18 protein-coding genes are annotated in these 21975 nt (G+C 44.4%); 9 read left to right on the top strand and 9 right to left on the bottom strand.

Going from position 1 to position 21975, the window contains the following annotated elements; translation table 11 throughout:
- Positions 1-36 precede the first annotated feature (36 nt).
- On the bottom strand, positions 37-1890 hold the full coding sequence (locus R7041_RS03320) for an ABC transporter ATP-binding protein (protein ID WP_042521744.1): 1854 nt from the start codon (positions 1888-1890) through the stop codon (positions 37-39).
- 145 nt (positions 1891-2035) lie between these two features.
- Here R7041_RS03320 and R7041_RS03315 point away from each other — a divergent pair, with 145 nt between their 5' ends.
- Genes R7041_RS03315 through fhuB form a run of 4 tightly spaced genes read left to right on the top strand, consistent with a single transcriptional unit; the run spans position 2036 to position 7859 of the window.
- Positions 2036-4138 carry a TonB-dependent siderophore receptor gene (locus R7041_RS03315; protein ID WP_132936302.1) on the top strand — a complete coding sequence of 701 codons (2103 nt, stop codon included), beginning with the start codon at positions 2036-2038 and terminating at the stop codon, positions 4136-4138.
- Between the two features lie 51 nt (positions 4139-4189).
- Positions 4190-4975 carry an ABC transporter ATP-binding protein gene (locus tag R7041_RS03310; protein ID WP_005375174.1) on the top strand — a complete coding sequence of 262 codons (786 nt, stop codon included), beginning with the start codon at positions 4190-4192 and terminating at the stop codon, positions 4973-4975.
- Positions 4966-5895 carry an iron-siderophore ABC transporter substrate-binding protein gene (locus R7041_RS03305; protein ID WP_206949087.1) on the top strand — a complete coding sequence of 310 codons (930 nt, stop codon included), beginning with the start codon at positions 4966-4968 and terminating at the stop codon, positions 5893-5895. The genes R7041_RS03310 and R7041_RS03305 overlap by 10 nt, the downstream gene beginning before the upstream one ends.
- Positions 5892-7859 (top strand): Fe(3+)-hydroxamate ABC transporter permease FhuB, encoded by a 1968-nt coding sequence (gene fhuB, locus R7041_RS03300; protein WP_065275454.1) that lies wholly within the window; start codon positions 5892-5894, stop codon positions 7857-7859. The genes R7041_RS03305 and fhuB overlap by 4 nt, the downstream gene beginning before the upstream one ends.
- Before the next feature lie 95 nt (positions 7860-7954).
- Here the strand turns inward: fhuB and R7041_RS03295 are convergent, their stop codons facing one another.
- From R7041_RS03295 to R7041_RS03260, 8 genes are all read right to left on the bottom strand, one after another.
- The gene (locus tag R7041_RS03295) at positions 7955-8803 is read right to left on the bottom strand and encodes a mechanosensitive ion channel family protein (protein WP_005375171.1); all 849 of its coding nucleotides are present in this window, start codon (positions 8801-8803) and stop codon (positions 7955-7957) included.
- A gap of 95 nt (positions 8804-8898) precedes the next feature.
- Positions 8899-10239, bottom strand: coding sequence for an HlyD family type I secretion periplasmic adaptor subunit (locus R7041_RS03290; RefSeq protein WP_065275455.1), 1341 nt, complete (start codon positions 10237-10239; stop codon positions 8899-8901).
- Complete coding sequence (locus tag R7041_RS03285; RefSeq protein ID WP_206949088.1) at positions 10214-11932, bottom strand: type I secretion system permease/ATPase; 1719 nt, start codon at positions 11930-11932, stop codon at positions 10214-10216. The genes R7041_RS03290 and R7041_RS03285 overlap by 26 nt, the downstream gene beginning before the upstream one ends.
- A gap of 152 nt (positions 11933-12084) precedes the next feature.
- Positions 12085-12675, bottom strand: a complete 591-nt coding sequence (locus R7041_RS03280) for a calcium-binding protein (RefSeq protein WP_005375168.1) — start codon at positions 12673-12675, stop codon at positions 12085-12087.
- A 206-nt stretch (positions 12676-12881) separates the two neighbouring features.
- Complete coding sequence (locus R7041_RS03275; RefSeq protein ID WP_031777174.1) at positions 12882-13538, bottom strand: LuxR C-terminal-related transcriptional regulator; 657 nt, start codon at positions 13536-13538, stop codon at positions 12882-12884.
- Positions 13539-13766: 228 nt separating this feature from the next.
- Positions 13767-14435 carry a LuxR C-terminal-related transcriptional regulator gene (locus R7041_RS03270; RefSeq protein WP_021707603.1) on the bottom strand — a complete coding sequence of 223 codons (669 nt, stop codon included), beginning with the start codon at positions 14433-14435 and terminating at the stop codon, positions 13767-13769.
- A gap of 246 nt (positions 14436-14681) precedes the next feature.
- Complete coding sequence (locus tag R7041_RS03265; RefSeq protein WP_005375165.1) at positions 14682-14882, bottom strand: restriction endonuclease subunit S; 201 nt, start codon at positions 14880-14882, stop codon at positions 14682-14684.
- 56 nt (positions 14883-14938) lie between these two features.
- Complete coding sequence (locus R7041_RS03260) at positions 14939-16855, bottom strand: methyl-accepting chemotaxis protein (protein ID WP_017821859.1); 1917 nt, start codon at positions 16853-16855, stop codon at positions 14939-14941.
- 310 nt (positions 16856-17165) lie between these two features.
- Between R7041_RS03260 and R7041_RS03255 the strand changes: the two genes are divergently transcribed.
- The 5 genes from R7041_RS03255 to R7041_RS03235 form a co-directional block, all read left to right on the top strand.
- A complete protein-coding gene (locus R7041_RS03255) occupies positions 17166-18122 on the top strand; it encodes an AAA family ATPase (protein ID WP_005383914.1) in 957 nt (318 codons plus the stop codon).
- Positions 18123-18135: 13 nt separating this feature from the next.
- Positions 18136-19062 carry a DUF58 domain-containing protein gene (locus R7041_RS03250; protein WP_033906737.1) on the top strand — a complete coding sequence of 309 codons (927 nt, stop codon included), beginning with the start codon at positions 18136-18138 and terminating at the stop codon, positions 19060-19062.
- 37 nt (positions 19063-19099) lie between these two features.
- The gene (locus tag R7041_RS03245) at positions 19100-19576 is read left to right on the top strand and encodes a DUF4381 domain-containing protein (RefSeq protein WP_017821862.1); all 477 of its coding nucleotides are present in this window, start codon (positions 19100-19102) and stop codon (positions 19574-19576) included.
- Entirely contained in the window at positions 19569-20573 is a 1005-nt protein-coding gene (locus R7041_RS03240; protein WP_042521616.1) for a vWA domain-containing protein, read from the top strand. Before R7041_RS03245 ends, R7041_RS03240 begins: the two co-directional genes overlap by 8 nt.
- Positions 20566-21975, top strand: a 1410-nt coding sequence (locus tag R7041_RS03235) for a VWA domain-containing protein (protein WP_206949089.1), incomplete at its 3' end; no start/stop codon positions are given. The genes R7041_RS03240 and R7041_RS03235, both read left to right, overlap by 8 nt.

The following is a 21975-nucleotide window of genomic DNA, read 5'->3' as shown; positions in this document are numbered from 1 at the left end:
AGAGGAGCATTTGCTCCTCTTTCGTGTAGCGTCATATTAGATGACTTGCAGTTGAGCATCACCTTGCTCAGACAAAAAACCGCCGGTTTGATGCTTCCACAACTGAGCGTAAACACCACCCAATTGCAGCAGCTCGTAATGCGAGCCTTGCTCAATGATTTTGCCGTCATCCATTACAATCAAACGATCCATCGCGGCAATCGTTGATAAACGGTGAGCAATCGCAATCACTGTTTTTCCTTCCATCAGAACTTCAAGGTTTTCTTGAATTGCCGATTCTACTTCTGAATCAAGTGCAGACGTTGCTTCATCCATGATCAAAATTGGCGCGTTTTTCAGCAGAACGCGAGCAATCGCCACACGTTGACGCTGACCACCAGACAGCTTCACACCGCGTTCACCCACTTCAACGTCATAACCAACGTTACCTTGCTCGTCTCGTAGAGATTGAATGAAATCATGAGCATGTGCTTTCTCAGCAGCTGCGATAACGGCATCCATTGAAGCATCTGGATCACCGTAAAGAATGTTCTCTTTAATTGAGCGATGTAGCAAAGAGGTGTCTTGCGTGATCATACCGATGTGTTGGCGAAGCGACTCTTGTTCAACTTGAGAAATGTCCTGTCCATCAATACAAATCTTACCGCTATTTACGTCGTAAAAGCGCAGCAACAAGTTGACCAACGTGGATTTACCTGCCCCAGAGCGACCGACAATGCCGACTTTTTCGCCCGGTTTGATAGTCAGATTCAAGTTCTCAAATACTGCCTTCTCATCACTGTAGTTAAAACCTACGTGATCAAAGCAGATCTCACCTTGAGAGATTTGCAAAGGCTTAGCATTTGGTACGTCTTTCACTTCAACATCGTTTGAAATCGTATTAATACCGTCTACTACTGTACCGATGTTTTCAAACAGTGCGCTAACTTCCCACATGATCCACTTCGACATACCTTGTACGCGCAACGCAATACTGATGGCAATCGCAATAGCACCAATTGTTACAGCGTGATCTAGCCATAGATAAACCGAAATGGCACTAATAGACATCAGCAGCAAATAGTTGATGGCATCCACACTAAACAGTAAACAAGTCACCATGCGCATTTGGCGGTAAACCGTCACCAAAAATTGCTTCATGCTGCTTTCTGCGTATTCCAACTCTCGTTGCGAGTGCGCGAATAGCTTTACGGTAGATATGTTGGTGTAAGAATCGACAATGCGCCCAGTCATTACAGAACGAGCATCCGCTTGCTCCGTCGCTACTTGTTTCATTTTAGGGATAAAGTAGAACTGGATAACCGCGTACATTCCTATCCAAATCACAATAGGCAACATTAGCAAACCATCAGCTTCGCCCATCATCCAGAGCATCGAAAGAAAATAAACGCTGATATAAACCAGTACATCCACCAGCTTCATGACCGTTTCTCGTACCGCTAACGCACTTTGCATCACTTTGGTCGCAACTCGGCCTGCAAAGTCACGCTGGAAAAATCCAACCGCTTGTTTTAGCAAGTAACGGTGAATCAACCAACGGATAGACATCGGGTAGTTACCCAATAACGTTTGGTGCATCACCATTGAGTGGACAAAACCGAGAGCTGGCATCACAACCGCCACTAAGAACAGCATCATTAGCATGCGATCACCCTGGTCTTGCCAGAATGTTGCGCGATCTTGATTAGAGAGAATATCGACGAGCTCGCCCATATAACGCAACAGCGTCACCTCTGTGATGGCAATAAGCGCACTGAACACTGCCATAACGAGTAAAGGGGCTTCAAAGCCACGAGTGTAAAAACGACAAAAGCCAAATAGCGTCTTCGGTGGCTTTTCGGTTTCCATCTGGGGAAAGGGTTGGGTCAGTTTTTCAAACCAATTGAACATAACAATGACTTTAGGTACCGCGAATGAATTTGCGAACGTTTTACTATCTTTTGATACAAAAGTCAGTAAAATACCGAAACAAAAGCTCAAATGATAATAATTACAATTAAGCTTAGCGTTAATCATAATTATCGGGAATAGATTTATGCAAAAGAATAACTCACTGACCATCGCTATCCGCAACGCGTTGGTTTGTGCTTTAGCACCTACAGCAGTGGTTGCATTCACAGCACAAGCTCAAGAAGACGTCGTACAAGATGACGTGATTGCCATGGAGACCATAACGGTCACCGCGCAAGCACTTAAAGTAGAAACCCCGGCAGCAGAAACGCCGCGCAGCGTATCTATCATTTCTGAAGATGAACTTCGTGTTCGTGCACCGAAAAAGCTAGATGAAGCATTACGCTACACGTCTGGTGTAACCGCTCAGCCTTATGGCGCAGACAACGACACTGATTGGTTCAAAGTTCGTGGATTTGATGCAGCGACTTACCTAAACGGCAACCGCCTATTCCGCGATGGTTACTACACATGGTTGGTCGAACCTTACGGCCTAGAAAGTGTAGAAGTCGTTAAAGGTCCATCGGCTATTCTGTTTGGTGAATCGGCACCAGGCGGTATCGTGAATGCTGTTCAGAAAAAACCAACGTTTACGCCTCAAGGCGAAGTAAAAGTCGAAGTTGGCAACAACCAACACCAATCCGTAGGTTTTGACATTGCTGACGAAGCAAACGACGCAGGCACTGTGCGCTATCGTTTGGTTGGCTTGATGACAAGCCAAGATGGTGAACTGGACGGCACAAATAACGAGCGTTTCTACCTAGCGCCAAGTGTCGAGTTCGACATTTCTGACCGTACAATGCTGACCGTTTTGGCAACTTACCTTCATGATGACGGTGTACCAACTAACCCATTCTTCCCGGCAGCAGGTACTCTGATTGGTTCTAACTTTGGCAAAATCGATCCTTCGACTAACCTTGGTCAGCCAAACTACGATAAATACGAACGCACGCAGTTTTCTCTAGGTTACTTACTAGAGCACGACATCAATGACACGTGGTCACTCTCGCAAAACCTCAACTACGGTTCGAATGAGTTGTACTTGCGCAGCTCTTACGCGTTCTCAAACAACGATCCAGCGAAAGAAGAGTTAACGCAAGGCATCGTATTCCGTGACGGAAAAAACCAGAGCATCACGTTCGATAACAATGCTGTCGGTAACTGGATGACAGACAACGCAGAGCACACAGTGCTTATCGGTATGGATCTGCAATTCCACAAAACCGATGGCGACGAGCAGGACAACTACGCATTTGGCACCATCAATCCGTGGAACCCAGTTTACGGTAACTTCACCCCTCTTGATCCTGCCAACAACGTGAAACGTGAGATTGAGAAATCTCAAGCAAGTCTCTATTCACAATACCAATTGAAACTGCATGAACAGTGGATTGGTAACATCGGTGCTCGTTACGACTGGGTGAAAACAGAAAACTCTGGCAAAGGCGCTACCGTTGATCAAAGTGAATCTCGTGATGATGGTCAGCTCTCTCTAAGTGCGGGTGTGATGTACCTTGCAAACAATGGCCTGTCACCTTACGCAAACTACTCTCAGTCGTTTGAAGTGATCAGCACTATTGATGCGGCAACCAATGAACTTTACAAACCGCTGGAAGGCGAGCAAGTAGAAGTGGGTGTGAAGTATGAGCCAAGCTTTATGGATGGCTTTATCAACCTTGCATGGTTCGACATCACGCAAAAGAATGCATTGGTCACAAACCCATCAACATGGATTGCGACACAAACAGGTGAAGTGACATCTCAAGGTGTTGAGCTAGAAAGCACGGCGCAGCTAACCGACGATCTAAAACTGATGGCAAGCTACACCTACACTAAAGCGAAAACAGATGAGAGCTTTGGCCAAGGTAAAAAACAAGCCGCACTTATTCCTGAGCACCAAGCTTCTGCATGGGTAGACTACAGCGCCTACAGCCTGATTCCAGGCCTCAATATCGGTACTGGTGTGCGCTACGTAGGTGAGTCAAAAGATAACCCTAAGAGCTCGAACCTAACGGTTCCTTCAGTCACTCTTTGGGATGCGTCAGTCACTTACGACATCACTTCACAGTGGCAAGCACAGCTAAACGTGAACAACATCCTAGATAAAGAGTTTGTTTCAGGTTGCGATTACTGGTGTTACTACGGCCAGTCTCGCTCTGTTATGCTAAACGCAAACTACCGCTGGTAATTGTACTTCTACTCCCCTCTATTGAGGGGAGTTTTCTCCTAAGAGCCATCCATGTTTCAACTGTCTAATATTGAGATCGTGCGAGGTGGACGTCAGATCCTCGGCATCGAACAACTTAACATCCCAACAAATGAGCTAACGGTCGTTTTAGGCCATAACGGTTCAGGTAAGTCGACACTGGTGAACCTGCTTTCTGGTCAAATGTCGCCAGATAAAGGTACGGTAACACTAAACGATACTTCCCTTTCATCACTTAAAACCAAAGAGTTGGCAAAACAGATCGCCTATTTGCCACAAAAGCTGCCCTCTTCAGCTGGTTTAACGGTCGAAGAGCTAGTGCGCTTAGGTCGCTTTCCGTGGCGTGGGGCACTTGGTCGTTGGAAAACCGAAGACAAACAGATCATCACGCAGGCTATGGAACGAACAGGGGTTACACCTTTTGCTCAAGCTTTGGCGGATGACTTATCGGGCGGTGAGCGCCAACGTGCTTGGGTGTCTATGCTACTGGCTCAACAATCGCCAATTTTAATTCTCGATGAGCCAACCTCGGCGCTCGATGTTCACCATCAGTTTCAACTAATGGCGCTGCTGGCAGAACTGAATCGAACCGAGAATGTAGGCATTATCGTGATCCTGCACGATCTGAACTTAGCACTGCGCTACGCCACCCACATTGTTGCGCTCAAAAAAGGTAAAATTGCCTTCGAAGGCAACGCCGACATGTTGTTAGACGAGGCACGCCTTTCTAAACTATATGAGTCACCAATTAAGCTGATTGAGCACCCAAGCCCGGCTAACACATTAGCGAGCCAAAAGGTGGCTGTTGTATGCGCATAATGGCTCGTTTACTTACCGTGGTTACACAATCTGCTTTTCTCCTCGCATTTTTTATGACCAATGCACATGCAGTCATCACCGTTACCGATGAATATGGTGAGCATAGTTTTGAGCACGCGCCACAACGCGTTGTAGCCTTAAACTGGGACATCTTAGAACAAGTCTTGGCGCTAAACGTAGAACCAATCGCAGCCCCAAATTTACCAGGCTACCGCCAATGGGTCGTCAATCCAACTGCACCAGAGTCAATTGAAGATATTGGAACCCGAGCAGAGCCCAACTTAGAAAAAATAGCCAGTTTGAAACCAGATGTCATCCTTGCTGCGTCTCCACAGCAAGACTTGATTCCGTTACTCAAACAAATTGCTCCGGTAATCTATTTACCTAATTTTTCTGAAAATGAGGCCGCAGCTGAAACGGCCATTCGTCACTTTCGTACGCTCGGCAAGCTATTCAATAAAGAGGCACTTGCTGAACAGAAATTGGCAGAATTAGATGCTTCATTTGCGCAGATGCGCCAGCGAATTCGCCACTATTACTCTGCTCCACTCAGCGTTCTTGTGATGCGATTTTCAACCCCGAATACTGTATTACTTGCAACCGAAAACTCTACCACTGACTACGTGGTTAGAAAACTGGGATTACAGGCTCCAATTAAAGAGGACCCACGTGCGTGGGGAGTAAAGCAAGATCGAATCAATCGGCTTCAGGGCCTTCAAAACAGCTACGTTCTCTACGTACAACCTTTCCCAGAAGAACGAAAACTGAAAGAGTCGCCACTTTGGCAAGCGATGCCGTTTGTGAAAAAGCAGCGGGTAAATTCAGTCAGAGCAGTGTGGGCGTATGGCGGTGCCATGTCTTTGCAATACACCGCTGAAGCGATTACCGACAGTCTAATAGAGTTGGCACCAGAACAATGAGAACGAAACATTATATTGGTTATCTGGCGCTGATTACGTTACTTAGCGTCTTTAGCCTACAAATTGATACTAATTTATCACTTTTCGAACAATGGCAATTATTAACAAAACTAGAGGTAGCAACCGAGTTTCGTGATGTATTCTTTACGCAAGCGCAACTTCCTAGGTTAAGTATGACCCTGCTTGTTGGTGCCATGCTTGGTCTCACCGGCAGCTTAATGCAGCAATTAACGCAGAATAACCTCACCTCGCCGTTGACTCTTGGCACCTCTTCTGGTGCTTGGCTTGCATTAGTCGTGGTAAACATTTGGTTCGTCGATTGGGTCGCCGATTACTCTGCATTAGCCGCAATGTTTGGGGCTTTAGTGGCGTTTGGCCTGATCGTATCAATTGCCGGTGTGCGTAATATGACAGGTTTGCCGTTGGTCGTTTCGGGGATGGTGATCAATATCTTGCTCGGTTCTATCGCCACAGCCATTATTATTTTAAACGCCCAGTTCGCACAGAATATTTTTATGTGGGGAGCAGGAGACCTCTCTCAATACAGCTGGGATTGGTTTGAGTGGTTATTGCCTCGCTGCGCTATCGCAATCGTAATTTTGATCGTCGCACCACGTATTCTGACCTTAATGAAACTAGGACAAGAAGGCGCAGCAGCCCGAGGCTTAGCGGTATTACCCGCGTTTGGTGCGTTAATGGTGATGGGTATTTGGCTGGTATCTGCCTCCATCACCGCAGTTGGTATTATCAGCTTCATCGGATTACTGACACCCAATATTGCCAGAGCGATGGGGGCAAGAACACCGCGCGACGAATTGATCAGCAGCATGCTTTTGGGCGCAATGCTACTAATCATCACAGACTCTGCCGCTATTTCGCTGAGCTTATGGTTAGAGGAAACCATTCCTAGCGGTGTAGCGGCTGCAGCTATTGGCGCTCCCGCTTTAATTTGGTTTACTCGTAAAAAGCTGACGGCAACCGATCAACTTAACCTTTCAATGAGCCAAGGAAAAACGGCGCTTTCTAAACGCGCGGTATGCAGCATTGCGCTATTCAGTCTGGTTGGGATTCTAGCTTACTCATTCGTTACCCATGGTATAAACGGAATTCAATGGTCTGTGCCAGGTGAGTTCCAATGGCAATTGCGTTGGCCGCGAATGTTAACCGCACTTTCTGTCGGTATTGCGCTATCCGTTGCCGGAATCATTTTGCAACGCATTGTTTATAACCCTCTGGCAAGTCCCGATATTCTCGGTGTGTCTTCCGGAGCCACGTTTGCCATTATAACGACAGGAGTCATCGCTGGGTCGCTTCTCTCCGCATTTAGCTGGGGTATCGCTTTTTTCGGAAGTATGTCCGTATTGATGTTATTGCTGATTATCGGTAAACGAAGCCATTTTAATCCATCTAACTTCGTGTTGTCCGGCATCGCACTAACGGCACTATTAGAAGCCCTCGTTCAATTTTCGCTAGCTCAAGGCTCAGGTGACAGTTACAAAATTTTATTGTGGCTAACTGGTTCTATTTATCGAGTCACAGCCGACACCGCACTGATGCTATGTTTGGCCATAATAGTTCTGCTTGCCGCTGTATTCTCGATTTCTCGTTGGCTAACACTAATTTCCATCGGGCGACAATTCTCAAATGCACGAGGGCTTAACCCTACCGTAGCCAATACGCTTATGCTCACCATCGTTGCTTTGTTATGCGCCTTTTCTACCGCTACAGTTGGTCCAATATCTTTTGTTGGCTTGGTCGCTCCCCATATGGCGATGATGTTAGGAGCAAGAAAAGTGAAAGAGCAACTGTGTGTCAGTGCCTTAATTGGTGCAACCCTAATGTTGTGGGCAGATTGGCTAGGACAAATCGCTATTTATCCAAGTCAGGTCGCAGCTGGCACGTTGGTCGCTATTATAGGCAGCACTTACTTCCTATTTTTAATGCTGAAGAGTAAATTCAGCTAAGTTGGGAATATTGTTACAGCCTAAAAATACGCTAAGAAAAACAAACCCCGCTATTTTGATAGCGGGGTTTGAAATTAAAGGCGAAGTACGATGCTCTATTCTTCTCGCACTACAGGAAAACGTTGCTCATAAAGTTCCATAAAGTCCTTACGAATTAAGTGCTCTAAGTGGTTCGCTTTATCGGTTGGGCAGAAAATCATCACGTGCAGAATTTGTTCACCATTAATGTTACTAGAAATATGCATATGTGGCTCAGAACCAGGAAGGTCAACACCGGCATGTTTTTCAATCATCGCATTGTAACGATGTGCAACATCAGCAAAGTAACTGCAATGTTCTTCAATTTTATCAGTTAAAATCGGTAGCAGTGGATACAAATTGACGAAGTCTTTCACCACTACAGAAAAGTTGTGGTAAACGTACCGCTTCATGAAGTTGAGGTTCTTTACTGGATAGGTAAAGAACATACTATTAGGCAATGTCGCTGTTTTGCCGGTGTAATGATATTGCCCATGATGCAGGTCGATCTCTTGAATCACCGTCGCCATCATATTGTGCTCAATCACTTCACCGCATAACTTCCCGACCTCAATCCAGTCCCCAACGCGAAAAGAACGTGAACTTGCTCTTTGAATCGAACCCGTAAAACACAAAATGATTTCTTTGGATGCCACTACAATGGCAACGGCAATCGCCGTTACACTCAGAGCAAACTCGTTAATTTCTGATTGCCATAAAATAAATAAAATCAGTAATGTAACAGCAAAGGTGCCATTTTTAGTTCTGGACATCCAACTACGCTGATCTTCTGAGAGAAAAGCGTGATCACCACGAATCATCGATAAAATTGCACGACGAATTAACCACATAATCGCAAAGATCAGTGCGGTAAAAATCAATTTATGAGTGAGAAGAAAATCGACAACTAACTGCACTTTCTCCATTCCACGGCTCCCTCGAATAAAAATACGGCCCAGTAACAGCTAACGATAACAAATTATTTTGTCTGTTGTCCGTGCTCACTCAAGTCTTTTTGAAATTACTCCTCTCTGAAGGCGCGATTCATGCTTTCTGTAATTGGCTTTATTAGGTAGCTCAATGGCGTTCGTGGCTCAGATAAAATAAGCACTTCGGCATTCATGCCTGAGGTTAAACGATGTTTTGTCACATCTTCCGGTGAAATTGCAATTCTAGCGAGATAAAAATCTTCTTGGTTTTCTTGCGAGAGCTTATCGGCAGAAATCGTCAGCACAGTACCGTCTAAAGGTGCCAACATCCGTGCATTCAGAGCGGTCAGACGAACGTGTGCTTGCTGGCCTGGATTCACTAAATCAATATCCTGAGGATTAACACGAGCCTCGACTAACAACTTATCGTCTTGCGGGACCAGTTCTAGTAACGTTTCACCCGAGCCAATCACACCTTTTTCGGTAAACACTTGCATGTTGACTACGCGACCAGAAATAGGTGCGTTGATCGTTGTTCTTGCGACAATATCTTGAGCGGAGCGATATTCTTCCCGAATTGCGACAATTTCCGTTTTGGTATTTCGTAGTTCCTCTACAATCTCATTCAGCCTTTCAAGCTTCAACTCTTCAATTTGCGCCAAGTTCTCATCTAACCTTTTTCTAACGGTGAGCGACTGCCTGTCTAACTGGCTTAAGGTACTTCTCACCTCCGCTGCTAGGCGCTTTAGTTGAAGTAAGGTAGATTTTCCCGAGAAACCTTTTTGCACCAAGGCTTGGTTGCTGTCTATTTCTTCAGCAATAAAGTTGAGCCGTTCCGTCTCAATCACTTTGGTTTGCTGAAGGTTTTCAAGTTCTAAATTTGCTCCAGAAATACTCTGCTCAATGATACTCAGTTTACTGTCAAAGAATCGCTTTCTCGCTTCAAAGATCTTGTTTTGAACCAGTTGTGCTTCTTGGACGATATCGACACGGGGAATGCTCTCAAGATCATCAGACCATACAATCGTTGGAAGCTCATCAAGCTCCGCACTTAAACGGTTTTCCTTTGCTAGAGTATGGATAAAACGACCACTTAACGAATCCAACTTAGCCATAGCTTGACGCTTAGAAAGTTGAATTAATAACTGACCTTTTTCGACTAAATCCCCTTCCTGTACATATAGCTTTTCAATAATACCGCCTTCTAAATGCTGAATTTCTTGTCGCTTAGTGAGAACTGACAAATCACCATAAGCAATCGCTGCACTTTCTAATTTGGCTGTTGCAGCCCAGTAGCCAAGGCCTCCAAGAAAAACACTTAAGGTCACCACACCGAGTAAAATTGGTTTTCGAAAGTTTAGTCTCGCTTTGGGGCTAAAACGATATACGATCTCGGTAGAACTCTGATTAACGGTTGGCAGTTGATTGCTCATTTCTTACCCTTGGGATATCTGTTCTTTCTTCGCCCATCAAACGTTTTAATACTTCATCTTTAGCGCCGTATAACTTGACTCGGCCGTCAGCCAAATACAAGAGCCTATCCATTTGTCGTAACGTGCTCGGATTGTGAGCAATGACGATAATCGTTGTACTCTGTGCTTTTAAATGGGCAATCAAACGTTGATACGCAGCCTCTCCCTCACCGTCGAGGTTGGCATTCGCTTCATCGAAAATCACAATAGATGGGTCGCCATAAACGGCTCTTGCAAGAGCGATTCTCTGCCTTTCCCCCCCAGATAAACCGCGGCCATTTTCACCAATAATGCAATCATAGCCTTTGTTTTTCTTGAGTATTAATTCATGACATCCTGCTAGTTGCGCCGCCTTGATAACTTTAACCGGGTCTTCTTCTTTAAAGCGCGCGATGTTCTCTCGAATTGTGCCAGGAAATAACTCCACCTCTTGAGCGAGATACCCAAAATGCACGCCGCGATCTTCAGATGCCCATACGGAGACTTCCATTCCATCAAGAGTCACTTTACCCGCTAATGGCTTAACCGTACCTAATAACAGCCGAGCAAACGTCGATTTACCCGTACCAGAAGGGCCAATTACCCCAACAGCAACACCCGGAGGAATCGATAAGCTGATCGATGAGAGCACTGGTTCGGTTGCTCCAGAATGGCGATAGGCTAGTCCGGTAAGCTCATAGTGTCCTTTTGGTTTAGGCAGTGGCATATCTGATTCATCTTGGCGCACGATCGCATCGATTTCTTTCAACCTTTTATAGGCGCCTTTAGCAGACATCGCACTTCGCCACGTGCCTATCGCCTGCTCCATCGGCGATAATGCCCGACTCATTAATATGGAGCTCGCGATCATCGCCCCTGCCGTTATCTCATGTTGGATAACTAACCATGCACCACCTCCCAGTAAAAATATCTGTAATGAGCCACGCACAAACTTAGAAAAGTTAGCCATGTAGATGGACTTACCTGCAACTCGCTCTTCAAGCACATTCACTTCACTCACGCGCGACTGCCACTTCTCTAAAAATGCATTCATCATCCCCATTGCGAGAATTGAATTGGAGTTTTGCGTGGCTAATTCAGCGTTGTTGATATGAGAAATCGCTCTGACTTCGCTCTCTTGCATTGTTTTACGCGTCATTAGCTCATTAAGTAGACCTAGGCTAAACAATACGATAGATCCAAGTAACGCGATGTGACCTAATATCGGGTGCAATAAATACACAAATAAAATAAACAGCGGTGTCCAGGGCGCATCCAACAGTGGATAAGGTGCTTGACTGCTCAAAAAGCTTTTGATGTTCTGAATGTCTCTCAGAGTTTGCGAGGTATAACTCTTCCCGGTATGTGATTGATATTGAATCGTGCGCTTGAGCATGAAAGCGGAGAGTTTTGTGTCCATCCAATAACCAAAAGATTTACTCATTTGTGCTCGTGCAATGTCGATGATGGACATGGTTAACAGCGCGACAATTACGATGACAGTGAGCAAGAATAAAGTATCGGTTGAGTAGGAAGATATCACTCGGTTGTACACTTGAAGCATGTACAGCGGAATCGAGAGAACCAATAAGTTGATAAAAAGGCTAAAAACGATCAGCAAGCCCGCAAGCGTGCATAGTTTTTGTTTCACTTCTTTGAAAACCGTTTTTTGCACGACTACTTCCGTTTAATGTGAAAATTGTAGGCGCCAGAAATACTAGCGCCTAGCTTAAGGTAACCTCAAATCGCTCTAGAGTGTCCGATTAGTTCACCTCAGCATGGCAGAGCCACGCAAACTAATTCCCATCCAGAGTTATTTTCAGTCGTTTAGATTACGAACAGATCAGCACCATAGGTGTTGATGTCAGTTTCAGTCACGCCAATAAGTTTCACTGTTAGATCAGCCCCATCGGTAAACACTGCATTCCCAACCGCATCGTAGCTAAAGCTTAAATCACCAAAATCAGTGACAGAGTCGCTAATGATGTGCAAAGAGTCTTCACCAATGGTGAAGTCAACAACTTTGGCTTCGCCATGACCACCAAACTTATCCGTGAACACAAACTTATCGCCATTGCTGCCGCCAACTAAAACGTTGTCACCAGAACCAGCAACAAGAATATCTTCACCGACACCACCATTTAATTTATTGTCGCCCAGCAAACCCAACAGCAAGTCATTACCGGTACCACCGCCGAGGTAGTCGTTTCCTGTACCAGCCCTAAGGATGTCATCTCCAGCACCACCAGTTAGGCGATCGTCGCCGTCGCCGCCGATCACATAATCATTACCGCCACCGCCAACAAACGAGTCATTACCACCAAAACCGATAAACAAATCATCGCCGCCATCGAAATCAGCAAATTGGTTATTTACACCTGCATCGCCTAAATACGTGTCATTGTCACTTGCGCTCATTTTTATTCCCTCTTAGCTTATTAATTGAATAGACCTTCTGTTCCACGTCTGACTAGATTCGTCACGACATGAGAAGTCTAATAGTCAACTGAATAGGAATAAGTTTGAATATGGGATGATATTTCAGACTGACATTTTAATAATAAATATAAAATTTAGTACTTTATAGAGTATTTTCTTTTTATTACAGCAAGTTAATACTAGTACTACAGGTTTCTCTTAGCCCAACTTGTAGCTTGCGTACGGTTCTTTACTTCTAACTTTCTAAAAATATTGTATAGATGTGATTTAATAGTATGCTCGCTGATAAATAAAGAATCAGCGATTTCCATATTTGAACCACCTTCTTTCAACATTTTTAAAACCTGAACTTCACGCCGAGTAAGCTCAACCTCAATAGCAGGTTCGATAATGCTATTTACTTCTCTGCCTCGATAATAATTTACTAGCTGATCAAGTAATCTTCGAGACAGCCAATTATCCCCTTTTATTATTGCTTTTAATCCCTGACAAACCTTGTCCATTGAATCTCCTGGACCAAATATACCTTTTACATGAGGCCAAGAAGCGAGTTCTTCTGTGTCTAAGTCATAACCTAGATTAAGCATTATGGTTCCTAGCACTTTATTACTATCTTTTAAATAAACTAAAGTTTCGGAAGGAATCTCAACTGAAAAATCAACAAGCAAAAAGTAGCGTTCCGGAATGAGTTCATGATAACTAGGGTTTTTAGTATCAATGATCGTTATTTTAGTTTCTGTATTTTTAGAAAGCATTTCCTTAAAGTTTTCACTCTGTAAACTTTGTTGAGTGAGCATTAGGATTTCAGGCTTTTCCATATACTGTTCCATAATGTTTCTCATACTTTCAGTGACTTAACATTCTTAAATTAGTAGTTAATCGTCAGCACTTAGTTTGATATGTAAGTGCTAGTCCACAGAGTAAAGTTATTTGCTACTTTTTTAAATTCTAAAGTTATTAAAAAGAGAACCAAAAAAAGTGTTTCTCATAAAAGAAACACTTTTAACACATTCAGGTCACAGAAATTATTAAGAGTTTACTAAATTAGGCAACCTAATATTGCAATAGCATTACACCGTTAACGAGTTGTCTGAAATATTTTCCTTTGCCCAAATAAGTGCTTGAACTCTATTTTTCACATCAATCTTCTTGAAAATATTATGTAAATGCGTTTTTACCGTATTCTCGCTGACAAATAATTGTTCGGCGATTTGTTGATTGGACGCCCCCATGGAAAGAAAGGTAATTATTTGTTGCTCTCGTTTGGTCAGAATAGCGGAAACATTCTTATTTATAGGTTTGCAATGTCGACGAAGGTAAGTAATGTACTGCTGAGAAAACTTACGGCTGAACCACATATCTCCTTGAAGCACCTTACCAATACCAACTTGCAACGTTTTTATATCATCAGAGGTATAGAAAATACCGGCCAAAGTACGCCAAGCAAAGAGGTCTTCTGTCGATATGGATTGCTCACAATTAATTAAGATTTCAAGCGTGTCTTTCTGCTTGGCCGCTTTAAACTCCGCATAACGGCGAAAAATTTCATCCGTGATCACGCTGCAATCAACAATAATGGCTGATGCAAGAGATTCATGTAACACTCCGTGAATCAGATTATCTGGCGTGATTAGAGCAACACTAATACCGAGTTTGGTCTCCAATACATCTTTCAACAGAGATGACTGTAGACTTCCCTCCGTGATTAAAATAACGTTTCTTTTTTTTTGCTGCTCCATCCTGATCGCATTCCCTTGGTCGTTTTTATTGAAATACGCAATAGATTTAGATAGAGCGGTAGTATTGTCAAGTATGAAAATCACTAGTACTAATTAATAACTCATTGAAGTGTCAATAATTTTTAAGTGGCAAGTATGTGAGAGGTATTAGCATTTTTCAGACATTAAAAAAGGGAGTATAAACTCCCTTTTTGTGTTTGAGCAGGTGATTTAATCACGCACGTTAGAGGCAAAACACCACCTAACTTAGTGGATTGGAACTGCGTTTTTTTGGTTAAACTTACCAAAGTGTTGTTCTAACACTTCTGGCGTCAGCTTACCTTCCGCTTCCAGCTTTTTCAGCTCAGCGACGATCGCTTTTTGCTCTTCTAGCGACGGCAGTTTTACTTCTGGCTCCTGAGCGGTTTCTTGAGAAATTTGCTCTAGTTCTTTTTCGAAGTCATTCATAGTACTTACCTAAAATTAATGATTGAACTTTTAAACTTCGCCTATTCTATCCAACTCTATAACTTGAAGCTACCAACCATCTTGTCTAAACGAGAAGAGAGCGCTTGAAGATCGCGACTTGCATCCGCCAACTCTTCTGCTGTCGCGGTTGTCATTTCATTTATCGCGTTGATTTCTTCGATATTTTGATTAATGGTATGCACCACCGTGGATTGCTCTTCCGTCGCCGTTGCAACCTGTGTATTACGATCAGAGATGTCGGTGATTCGTTCAGAAATACTGATTAATACCTCGACTGCTTCATCGGTAGAAGTAACCCCTTCTATGGTGACCGCTTTGCCCGCTTCCATAGCACTTACCGCGTCTTGTGCATCACTTTGAAGCTGATTGATCATGCGCTGAATCTCTTCTGTAGAATCGGCCGTGCGTGAAGCTAGGTTTCTTACCTCATCAGCAACAACCGCAAAACCACGTCCCTGCTCACCAGCACGAGCAGCCTCAATTGCAGCGTTTAGCGCAAGTAAATTCGTTTGCTCAGATATGTCACGAATTACACCCAGAATCGAGCCAATATCTTTGGTTGTCGATGCCAACTGCGTCACAACAATATTGGTTGTTTCAACATCATCGGCTAGGCGGCTGATCACCTCTTTTGCTTTCATCACAACTTCTCGACCAGTTTGAGTGTTATCTGAAGCCTGATTTGCCGTATCAGCAGCGGTAGCAGCGTTCGATGCAATTTCACTGATGGTCGCACCCATTTGGTTGATAGCTGCAACTACTTGAATGGTTTGATCACGCTGCTCTTGGCTGTTGTCGTGTGTGGATGTTGCTTTCGTTGACACACTTTCTGCCGCTTGACTTAATGAGCCACTGGTTAAAGCAACCTCTTTCATCGTGGCATGAATCTTCTCAATAAATCCATTAAAGCCTTTTGAAAGCTGAGCAATTTCATCATTACCCTTAATTTCAATACGCTGCGCCAAATCGCCTTCACCTTGCCCAAGGTCGGTAAAACGATCGGCAATCAGTCGGATTGGTTTCGTAATGCTGTTTGCCAACCATACGCCCATGAGGATGAATACAACGGCAACAATGATGGTCGTAAACAGCATTTTTTTAGCTGTCGCATTCAGGTCTGCGAATACTTCATCAACGGGAACCACGCCAATAACAAACCAGTTCATTGAAGGAACATACAAACTAGAAACAAAAGTATCCTGCCCTTCAAACTCCACATTAATTAGGTTGAAGCTATTTTTGTTCAACAGCGCACTTGCGTCACTACCAAATAGTTTAGTGATAGAAGTTTGGTTCTTACCTTGTTGGCGGTGTATTTGAATCTGGCCTTGTTCATTAGTGAGGAACACGTAACCCGTATCTTCAATTTTAAACCCATTGAGCAAAGCAACCATGTCTCCCATAGATTTAGAGAGACCTGACATTGATGTACCATTAAGATCTTGGAAATTGGCAAACATTTTCACTTCGCCATTTGCCTCTTGGAACACACTCACGGACGTTTCTTGACCAGACGACGTAAATCCAAAGAACCAAGCATCTTGCGTTCGGTTAAGTTGACGTAAGAATCCGTTTTGATTCCAGTAATATGCCGTTTGACGATTCGCTACCGACGCATCATTAAGACCATACTGTGATTTAACGTTATTGAGCTGCTGAACCAACTGAACTTCTACTGACGGATCACGGTCTGTATTAGATAGGGCTTCAACAATAAATTCGTTTGTAGCCAGCTGTTTTGCCGCTTGTTGCATTTCGACAACTTCGCGGTCAATTTCGGTATTGATTTGCTGCAACATCGCAGGTAGCTCGATGTCAATAAGACGATGGCTCAATACATCTCTCGCATGACGCTGAGCCATAACACCAACAATGATTGTTGATGCTAGAACAGCAAACGTAATGCCAAGTACAACCTTCTGTTTGATGCTCAAGGAATGAAGTTTCAACATATTCGGACCTTTTAAAAGAATCACTTGTTATTGGCCCCACAAGGGGAATCAGGTGCATATCTCATGACACGCACACCACGGAATCTTTATCGGCTCATATGTACAAAACTAGAGGCATTTCTCATTATATTATGAAAAATAAATGTAACACACTGTCAAATAAGCACTTTCAGAGATAGCACGTACTTGCAATTCTCTGTAGCGTCCCAATATTGAAAAGATAAATTGCAATAGAGCGTTGGAACTTTTTTCACATGGAAAATGACCAATACTCAACACGAAAATCACATGGATACCGAGAGTCCAAAGCATGCATAAATCTAACTTCGAAACTCTTCAGCAATACTTAGAGTCGCAGATCATCGGACAGCAAGATCTGGTAAAGCAACTGCTTGTTGCGCTTCTTGCGGATGGGCATATTTTAGTTGAAGGCCCTCCTGGGTTAGCAAAAACCCGTGCAGTAAAATCACTCTCAGACTGTGTTGAAGGTGACTTCCACCGAATTCAGTTCACCCCTGACTTGCTGCCAGCCGATTTAACCGGCACCGATATCTTCCGTCCCGAAACCGGAGAATTCACTTTCCAGTCAGGTCCTATCTTCAACTCGCTTATTCTTGCGGATGAGATAAACCGTGCACCAGCCAAAGTACAAGCGGCAATGCTTGAAGCAATGGCAGAGAAACAAGTCACAGCAGGTCGTCATACCTACCCGCTGCCAGAGTTGTTTTTGGTTATGGCAACTCAAAACCCGATAGAGCAAGAAGGGACCTACCCCCTTCCTGAAGCGCAGCTAGACCGCTTTTTATTGCATTTAGAAGTGGAATACCCAGATGCAGAGCATGAGCTATCTATCTTGCGTATTAACCGCGGAGAAGCAAAGGGCGAAGTAAAGGTTGAACGCCCAATGTTAAGCCAACAAGATATATTCACTGCACGTAAAGAGGTGTTGGATATTCATATGGCAGAAACGATAGAGCAGTACATCGTCCGTTTAGTTATGGCGACACGTCAAGCCAACGAATATGACACTGAGTTGGACAAGTGGTTGTCAATGGGTGTAAGTCCGCGTGCCACCATCGCTCTTGATCGCTGTGCACGTGCGCACGCTTGGCTTGCTGGTCGTGATTTTGTCTCTCCGGAAGATGTTCAAACCATGGCTTATCCGGTACTGCGCCACCGTTTATTATTGAGTTACCACGCTCAAGCGGAAGGCATTACGGCAAACCAGGTCATCGATAAACTGCTAAACCTTGTTGGCAGTGCATAAACGAGTGAGTGATATGTCCGCTACACATTCATTACCACCTCATGCGAATGGGGTGACATTAACCCTTGAAGAGCTGCTCCAATATCGCACTCAATCTGTACGTTGGTTACCACCAGCACAGAGTCTCTGGTCGCAGATGAGTGGTAACCATACCAGTCGCCAAAAAGGGCGAGGTATGGATTTTATGGAGGTGCGCCAATATCAACCTGGCGACGATATTCGCAGCATTGATTGGCGAGTCACCGCTAGGACCGGTAAAGCACATACGAAGTTGTTTGCAGAAGATAAAGAGCAAGCGGTCATTCTTTATCTTGATCTAAGTTCTAGTCTACATTTTGGATCTAAGTATGTACTCAAATCCGTTCAATTGGCCCACTTTGCCAGTGTTCTAATTTGGCTAACTCTAGCTAAAAAAGATCGCATCGGCGCAGTGATTGATGACGGACATCAATGTCTTGAATTTCGCCCCTCTTCTTTACAAAGACAAGGGCTGCGGATTCTTAACGCCATAGTCGACATACATAATGCGCAAGTAACTCGTACTGCAAGCAACGACACTCGTACACTGCCGTATGCACAAGTATTGGAGACACTTCATACGCTCACCCCAAAAGGCAGCGAATTGATTATGCTCAGTGATTTTGCCCACGTAACACCAACGGAACTGGCACAACTACGTCGACTCAAACAACACAATAGCGTAAGGGCTGTTCAGTTTTATGATCCGTTAGAAAGAGGCGAAACAGACTTTAGAGGTCAAGTGAAAGCTTCGGATGGGCTGCATAGTCAATGGTTTAACTTTGGCTCTAAAGGACAACGAAGAGAACTCGAAAACCACTTTACCCAACATCAAGAAACCATTAAGCAGCAATGCCATTCAATAGCAATTCCATTTAACACGCTATCAAGTGGCCGGCCCTTAATTTCACAATTAAGCTAACAAACTGACAAGCAGTATTTATTAAGCAGTAATAATAATGACAACAAACAACCAAAGCCTAGACCTTGAACCTTTGATTTTGCCAAACGCACCGGATTGGTTTCCGCTCGCTTGGGGATGGTGGGTGGTGCTTGCAGCAACCTTGCTGTTCGTTTTCGGCATTTGTCTTTATGTGAGATGGCGTAAAAAACACTTACGCGCAAAAAAGACAGCATTAACACTTTTAACTCAACCTACCGCGCCTCATACCCCTTCCTCTGCTCTGGAAATATTGCGCCAGGCAGCATTGAGTTACTTTCCGCGTGAAGAGATCGCACCATTAACTGGAATCGCTTGGTATGAATTTCTCGATAGCCATACCAAAGAAAGTCGATTCGTAGACAAACAACATCAATGGCAAGAAGCGTTGTATCAGAATTCTTCCCAAGGGCAGCATCAAAGCTTGGTAGACGATTGTGTCTTTTGGATAACCTACGCTTTGCCACCAAAGAAAAAGGCAAATAACCGTGACTGAGCAAACACTCATAACCGATCTTGCCCAATGGCTAAACATCGAATTTGTCTGGTGGTGGGCACTGTTTTTGTTGCCCATCCCCTGGCTGGTATACAAGTTCCTGCCACAAGAATCTCAACAAGCCGAGATCAAATTGGCGTACTTACCAACTAATGAGAATAGCAGCAAACCTAAGCAAGCGCTGCAAAAAGCGCTTTCAATCGCGATCTGGGGCCTTCTTGTCGTCGCTTGTGCACGTCCAGTTTGGTTTGGCGATCCCGTTGAATTCCAACCCAAATATCGGGACTTGATGTTAGTCGTCGATCTGTCCGGTTCGATGCAGCAGGAAGACATGGAACTCAACGGCGAATATATCGATCGCCTCACAGCAGTCAAAAAAGTTCTGTCTGATTTCGTAGCAAAGAGAAAAGGTGACCGTCTCGGAGTTGTTTTGTTTGGCGACCATGCTTATTTGCAAACACCACTCACTGCAGACCGCAAAAGCGTCATGCAACAGATTAATCAAACCGTCATCGGCTTGGTTGGTCAACGAACCGCCATTGGTGATGGTATTGGGTTAGGCACAAAAACCTTTGTAGACAGTGATGCTCCCCAACGAGTCATGATTTTGCTCAGTGACGGCAGCAATACTGCAGGGGTGCTCGAGCCGCTAGAAGCAGCGGAAATTGCGAAAAAATACAACGCCACTGTTTACACCGTGGGCGTGGGCGCTGGTGAAATGATGGTAAAAGAGTTTTTCATGACTCGCAAAGTCAACACCGCAGCCGACTTAGATGAACAAACACTGACTAAAGTGGCAGAGGTGACAGGTGGACAATATTTTCGAGCGCGAGATACGGAAGAGCTCGAAAAGATTTATGACACCATCAACCAGCTAGAACCCGTATCTAGCGACACACAAACTTGGCGCCCACAGTCTGAATGGTTTCCATATCCATTAAGCGCTGCATTTGTATTATCGGTATTGTTATTCCTATTAAGGAGAAAACATGGCTGAGTTTATTTTCCTCAATCCTTATTGGCTTTTGGGGCTCATCGTGATCCCTATTGCACTCTTGCTTAATTACAAATTTAGAGCCCAAAAGTCCACACTGATTGCCCCTCACCTATCGCGGATGCTCGGACAAAACACGCAGTCTAAGCATTACTTCACTCTATGGGGTTTAGCTTGGGCAATAACTTGCATTTCATTAGCGGGGCCAAGCTGGCGGTCCAATGCTCGACCAAGCTTTGAGTTAAACCAAAACCGTATCTTAGTGCTTGATATGTCTCGCTCTATGTTTGCTACAGACATCAAACCCAATCGGCTAGCACAAACACGTTATAAGGCGCTCGATTTGCTGCCTAAATGGGAAGAGGGAGCCACTGGACTTATTGCTTACGCTGGCGATGCCTATAACTTAAGTCCACTGACAACTGATTCCAGCACGCTTGCGGGGATTATCGAAAATTTGTCACCAGAGCTGATGCCTTTTCAAGGAGCAAACCTGCCTGCCGCGATTGAACTGGCGATCAACCAGTTTTCTCAAGCCGGCACGCAACAAGGCGATATCATCGTGTTAGCGGATGATCTTGATACGTCAGAGCTGTCTCGCGCGTTAGATTTAGTCCAAGGTACAAAGTTTCGCATTTCTGTTCTTGCCGTCGGGACTCCTAACGGTGCGCCTATCGCGCTGCCCGATGGCTCTCTGCTAAAAACGGCACAAGGCACAACCGTCGTAGCGAAAACAAACCTGAAAAACCTACAGACGCTAGCGAATAAAACTGGCGGTCTATTTGTTCCTATTCAGCACACCAACCGTGATGTTGAAAATATCGCGGCCTTTACTAATAACATTGGTAGCCAGCTTTCTGCGACCCAAAGCGAAGAAGTTAAAACTGATTCTCGTCTCAACAGTGGCTTTTGGTTACTGCCGTTGTTACTTCTTCCTGCGGCTTTACTGTTTCGACGCGGCCTGATTTGGGTGGTAGTTGCGACTGCAGTCCCAGTAACGTGGACACCGCATGCAGAAGCTAATCCGTTCTTAAATGCCGACCAACAAGGAGCGGAACTATACAAGCAAGGTGAGTATGAACAGGCGCAAAACCTATTTACAAACCCAAGCTGGAAAGGAGCCGCCAGTTATCAAAAAGGTGACTACGAAGCCGCTATCGAAGCATTTTCTCATGATGCCTCCCTTAACGGCCGCTATAACCTCGCCAACTCGCTCGCTCAAAATGGTCAATTAGAAGATGCGGCTGATTTGTATAAAAAACTGCTAGAGGAAAAGCCTAACTTTGAAGCCGCGAAGAAAAACCTATCGGTTGTAGAAGAAAAGCTAAAACAGCAACAGCAACAGCAACAGCAACAGCAACAGCAACAGCAACAGCAACAGCAACAGCAACAGCAACAGCAACAG

This window comes from Vibrio sp. 1751 (genome assembly GCF_033339895.1).
GTDB lineage: Bacteria > Pseudomonadota > Gammaproteobacteria > Enterobacterales > Vibrionaceae > Vibrio > Vibrio alginolyticus.
The sequence above is the reverse complement of the archived record's forward strand: the minus strand, read 5'-3'. Positions and strand labels throughout refer to the sequence as shown.

Coding starts and splice junctions, on each gene's coding strand:
- R7041_RS03305 (WP_206949087.1), top strand. CDS start 4,966: ATGCGCATAATGGCTCGTTTACTTACCGTGGTTACACAATCTGCTTTT.
- R7041_RS03315 (WP_132936302.1), top strand. CDS start 2,036: ATGCAAAAGAATAACTCACTGACCATCGCTATCCGCAACGCGTTGGTT.
- R7041_RS03250 (WP_033906737.1), top strand. CDS start 18,136: ATGTCCGCTACACATTCATTACCACCTCATGCGAATGGGGTGACATTA.
- R7041_RS03255 (WP_005383914.1), top strand. CDS start 17,166: ATGCATAAATCTAACTTCGAAACTCTTCAGCAATACTTAGAGTCGCAG.
- R7041_RS03260 (WP_017821859.1), bottom strand. CDS start 16,855: ATGTTGAAACTTCATTCCTTGAGCATCAAACAGAAGGTTGTACTTGGC.
- R7041_RS03280 (WP_005375168.1), bottom strand. CDS start 12,675: ATGAGCGCAAGTGACAATGACACGTATTTAGGCGATGCAGGTGTAAAT.
- R7041_RS03290 (WP_065275455.1), bottom strand. CDS start 10,239: ATGAGCAATCAACTGCCAACCGTTAATCAGAGTTCTACCGAGATCGTA.
- R7041_RS03310 (WP_005375174.1), top strand. CDS start 4,190: ATGTTTCAACTGTCTAATATTGAGATCGTGCGAGGTGGACGTCAGATC.
- R7041_RS03245 (WP_017821862.1), top strand. CDS start 19,100: ATGACAACAAACAACCAAAGCCTAGACCTTGAACCTTTGATTTTGCCA.
- R7041_RS03265 (WP_005375165.1), bottom strand. CDS start 14,882: ATGAATGACTTCGAAAAAGAACTAGAGCAAATTTCTCAAGAAACCGCT.
- R7041_RS03270 (WP_021707603.1), bottom strand. CDS start 14,435: ATGGAGCAGCAAAAAAAAAGAAACGTTATTTTAATCACGGAGGGAAGT.
- R7041_RS03275 (WP_031777174.1), bottom strand. CDS start 13,538: ATGAGAAACATTATGGAACAGTATATGGAAAAGCCTGAAATCCTAATG.
- fhuB (WP_065275454.1), top strand. CDS start 5,892: ATGAGAACGAAACATTATATTGGTTATCTGGCGCTGATTACGTTACTT.
- R7041_RS03295 (WP_005375171.1), bottom strand. CDS start 8,803: ATGGAGAAAGTGCAGTTAGTTGTCGATTTTCTTCTCACTCATAAATTG.
- R7041_RS03320 (WP_042521744.1), bottom strand. CDS start 1,890: ATGTTCAATTGGTTTGAAAAACTGACCCAACCCTTTCCCCAGATGGAA.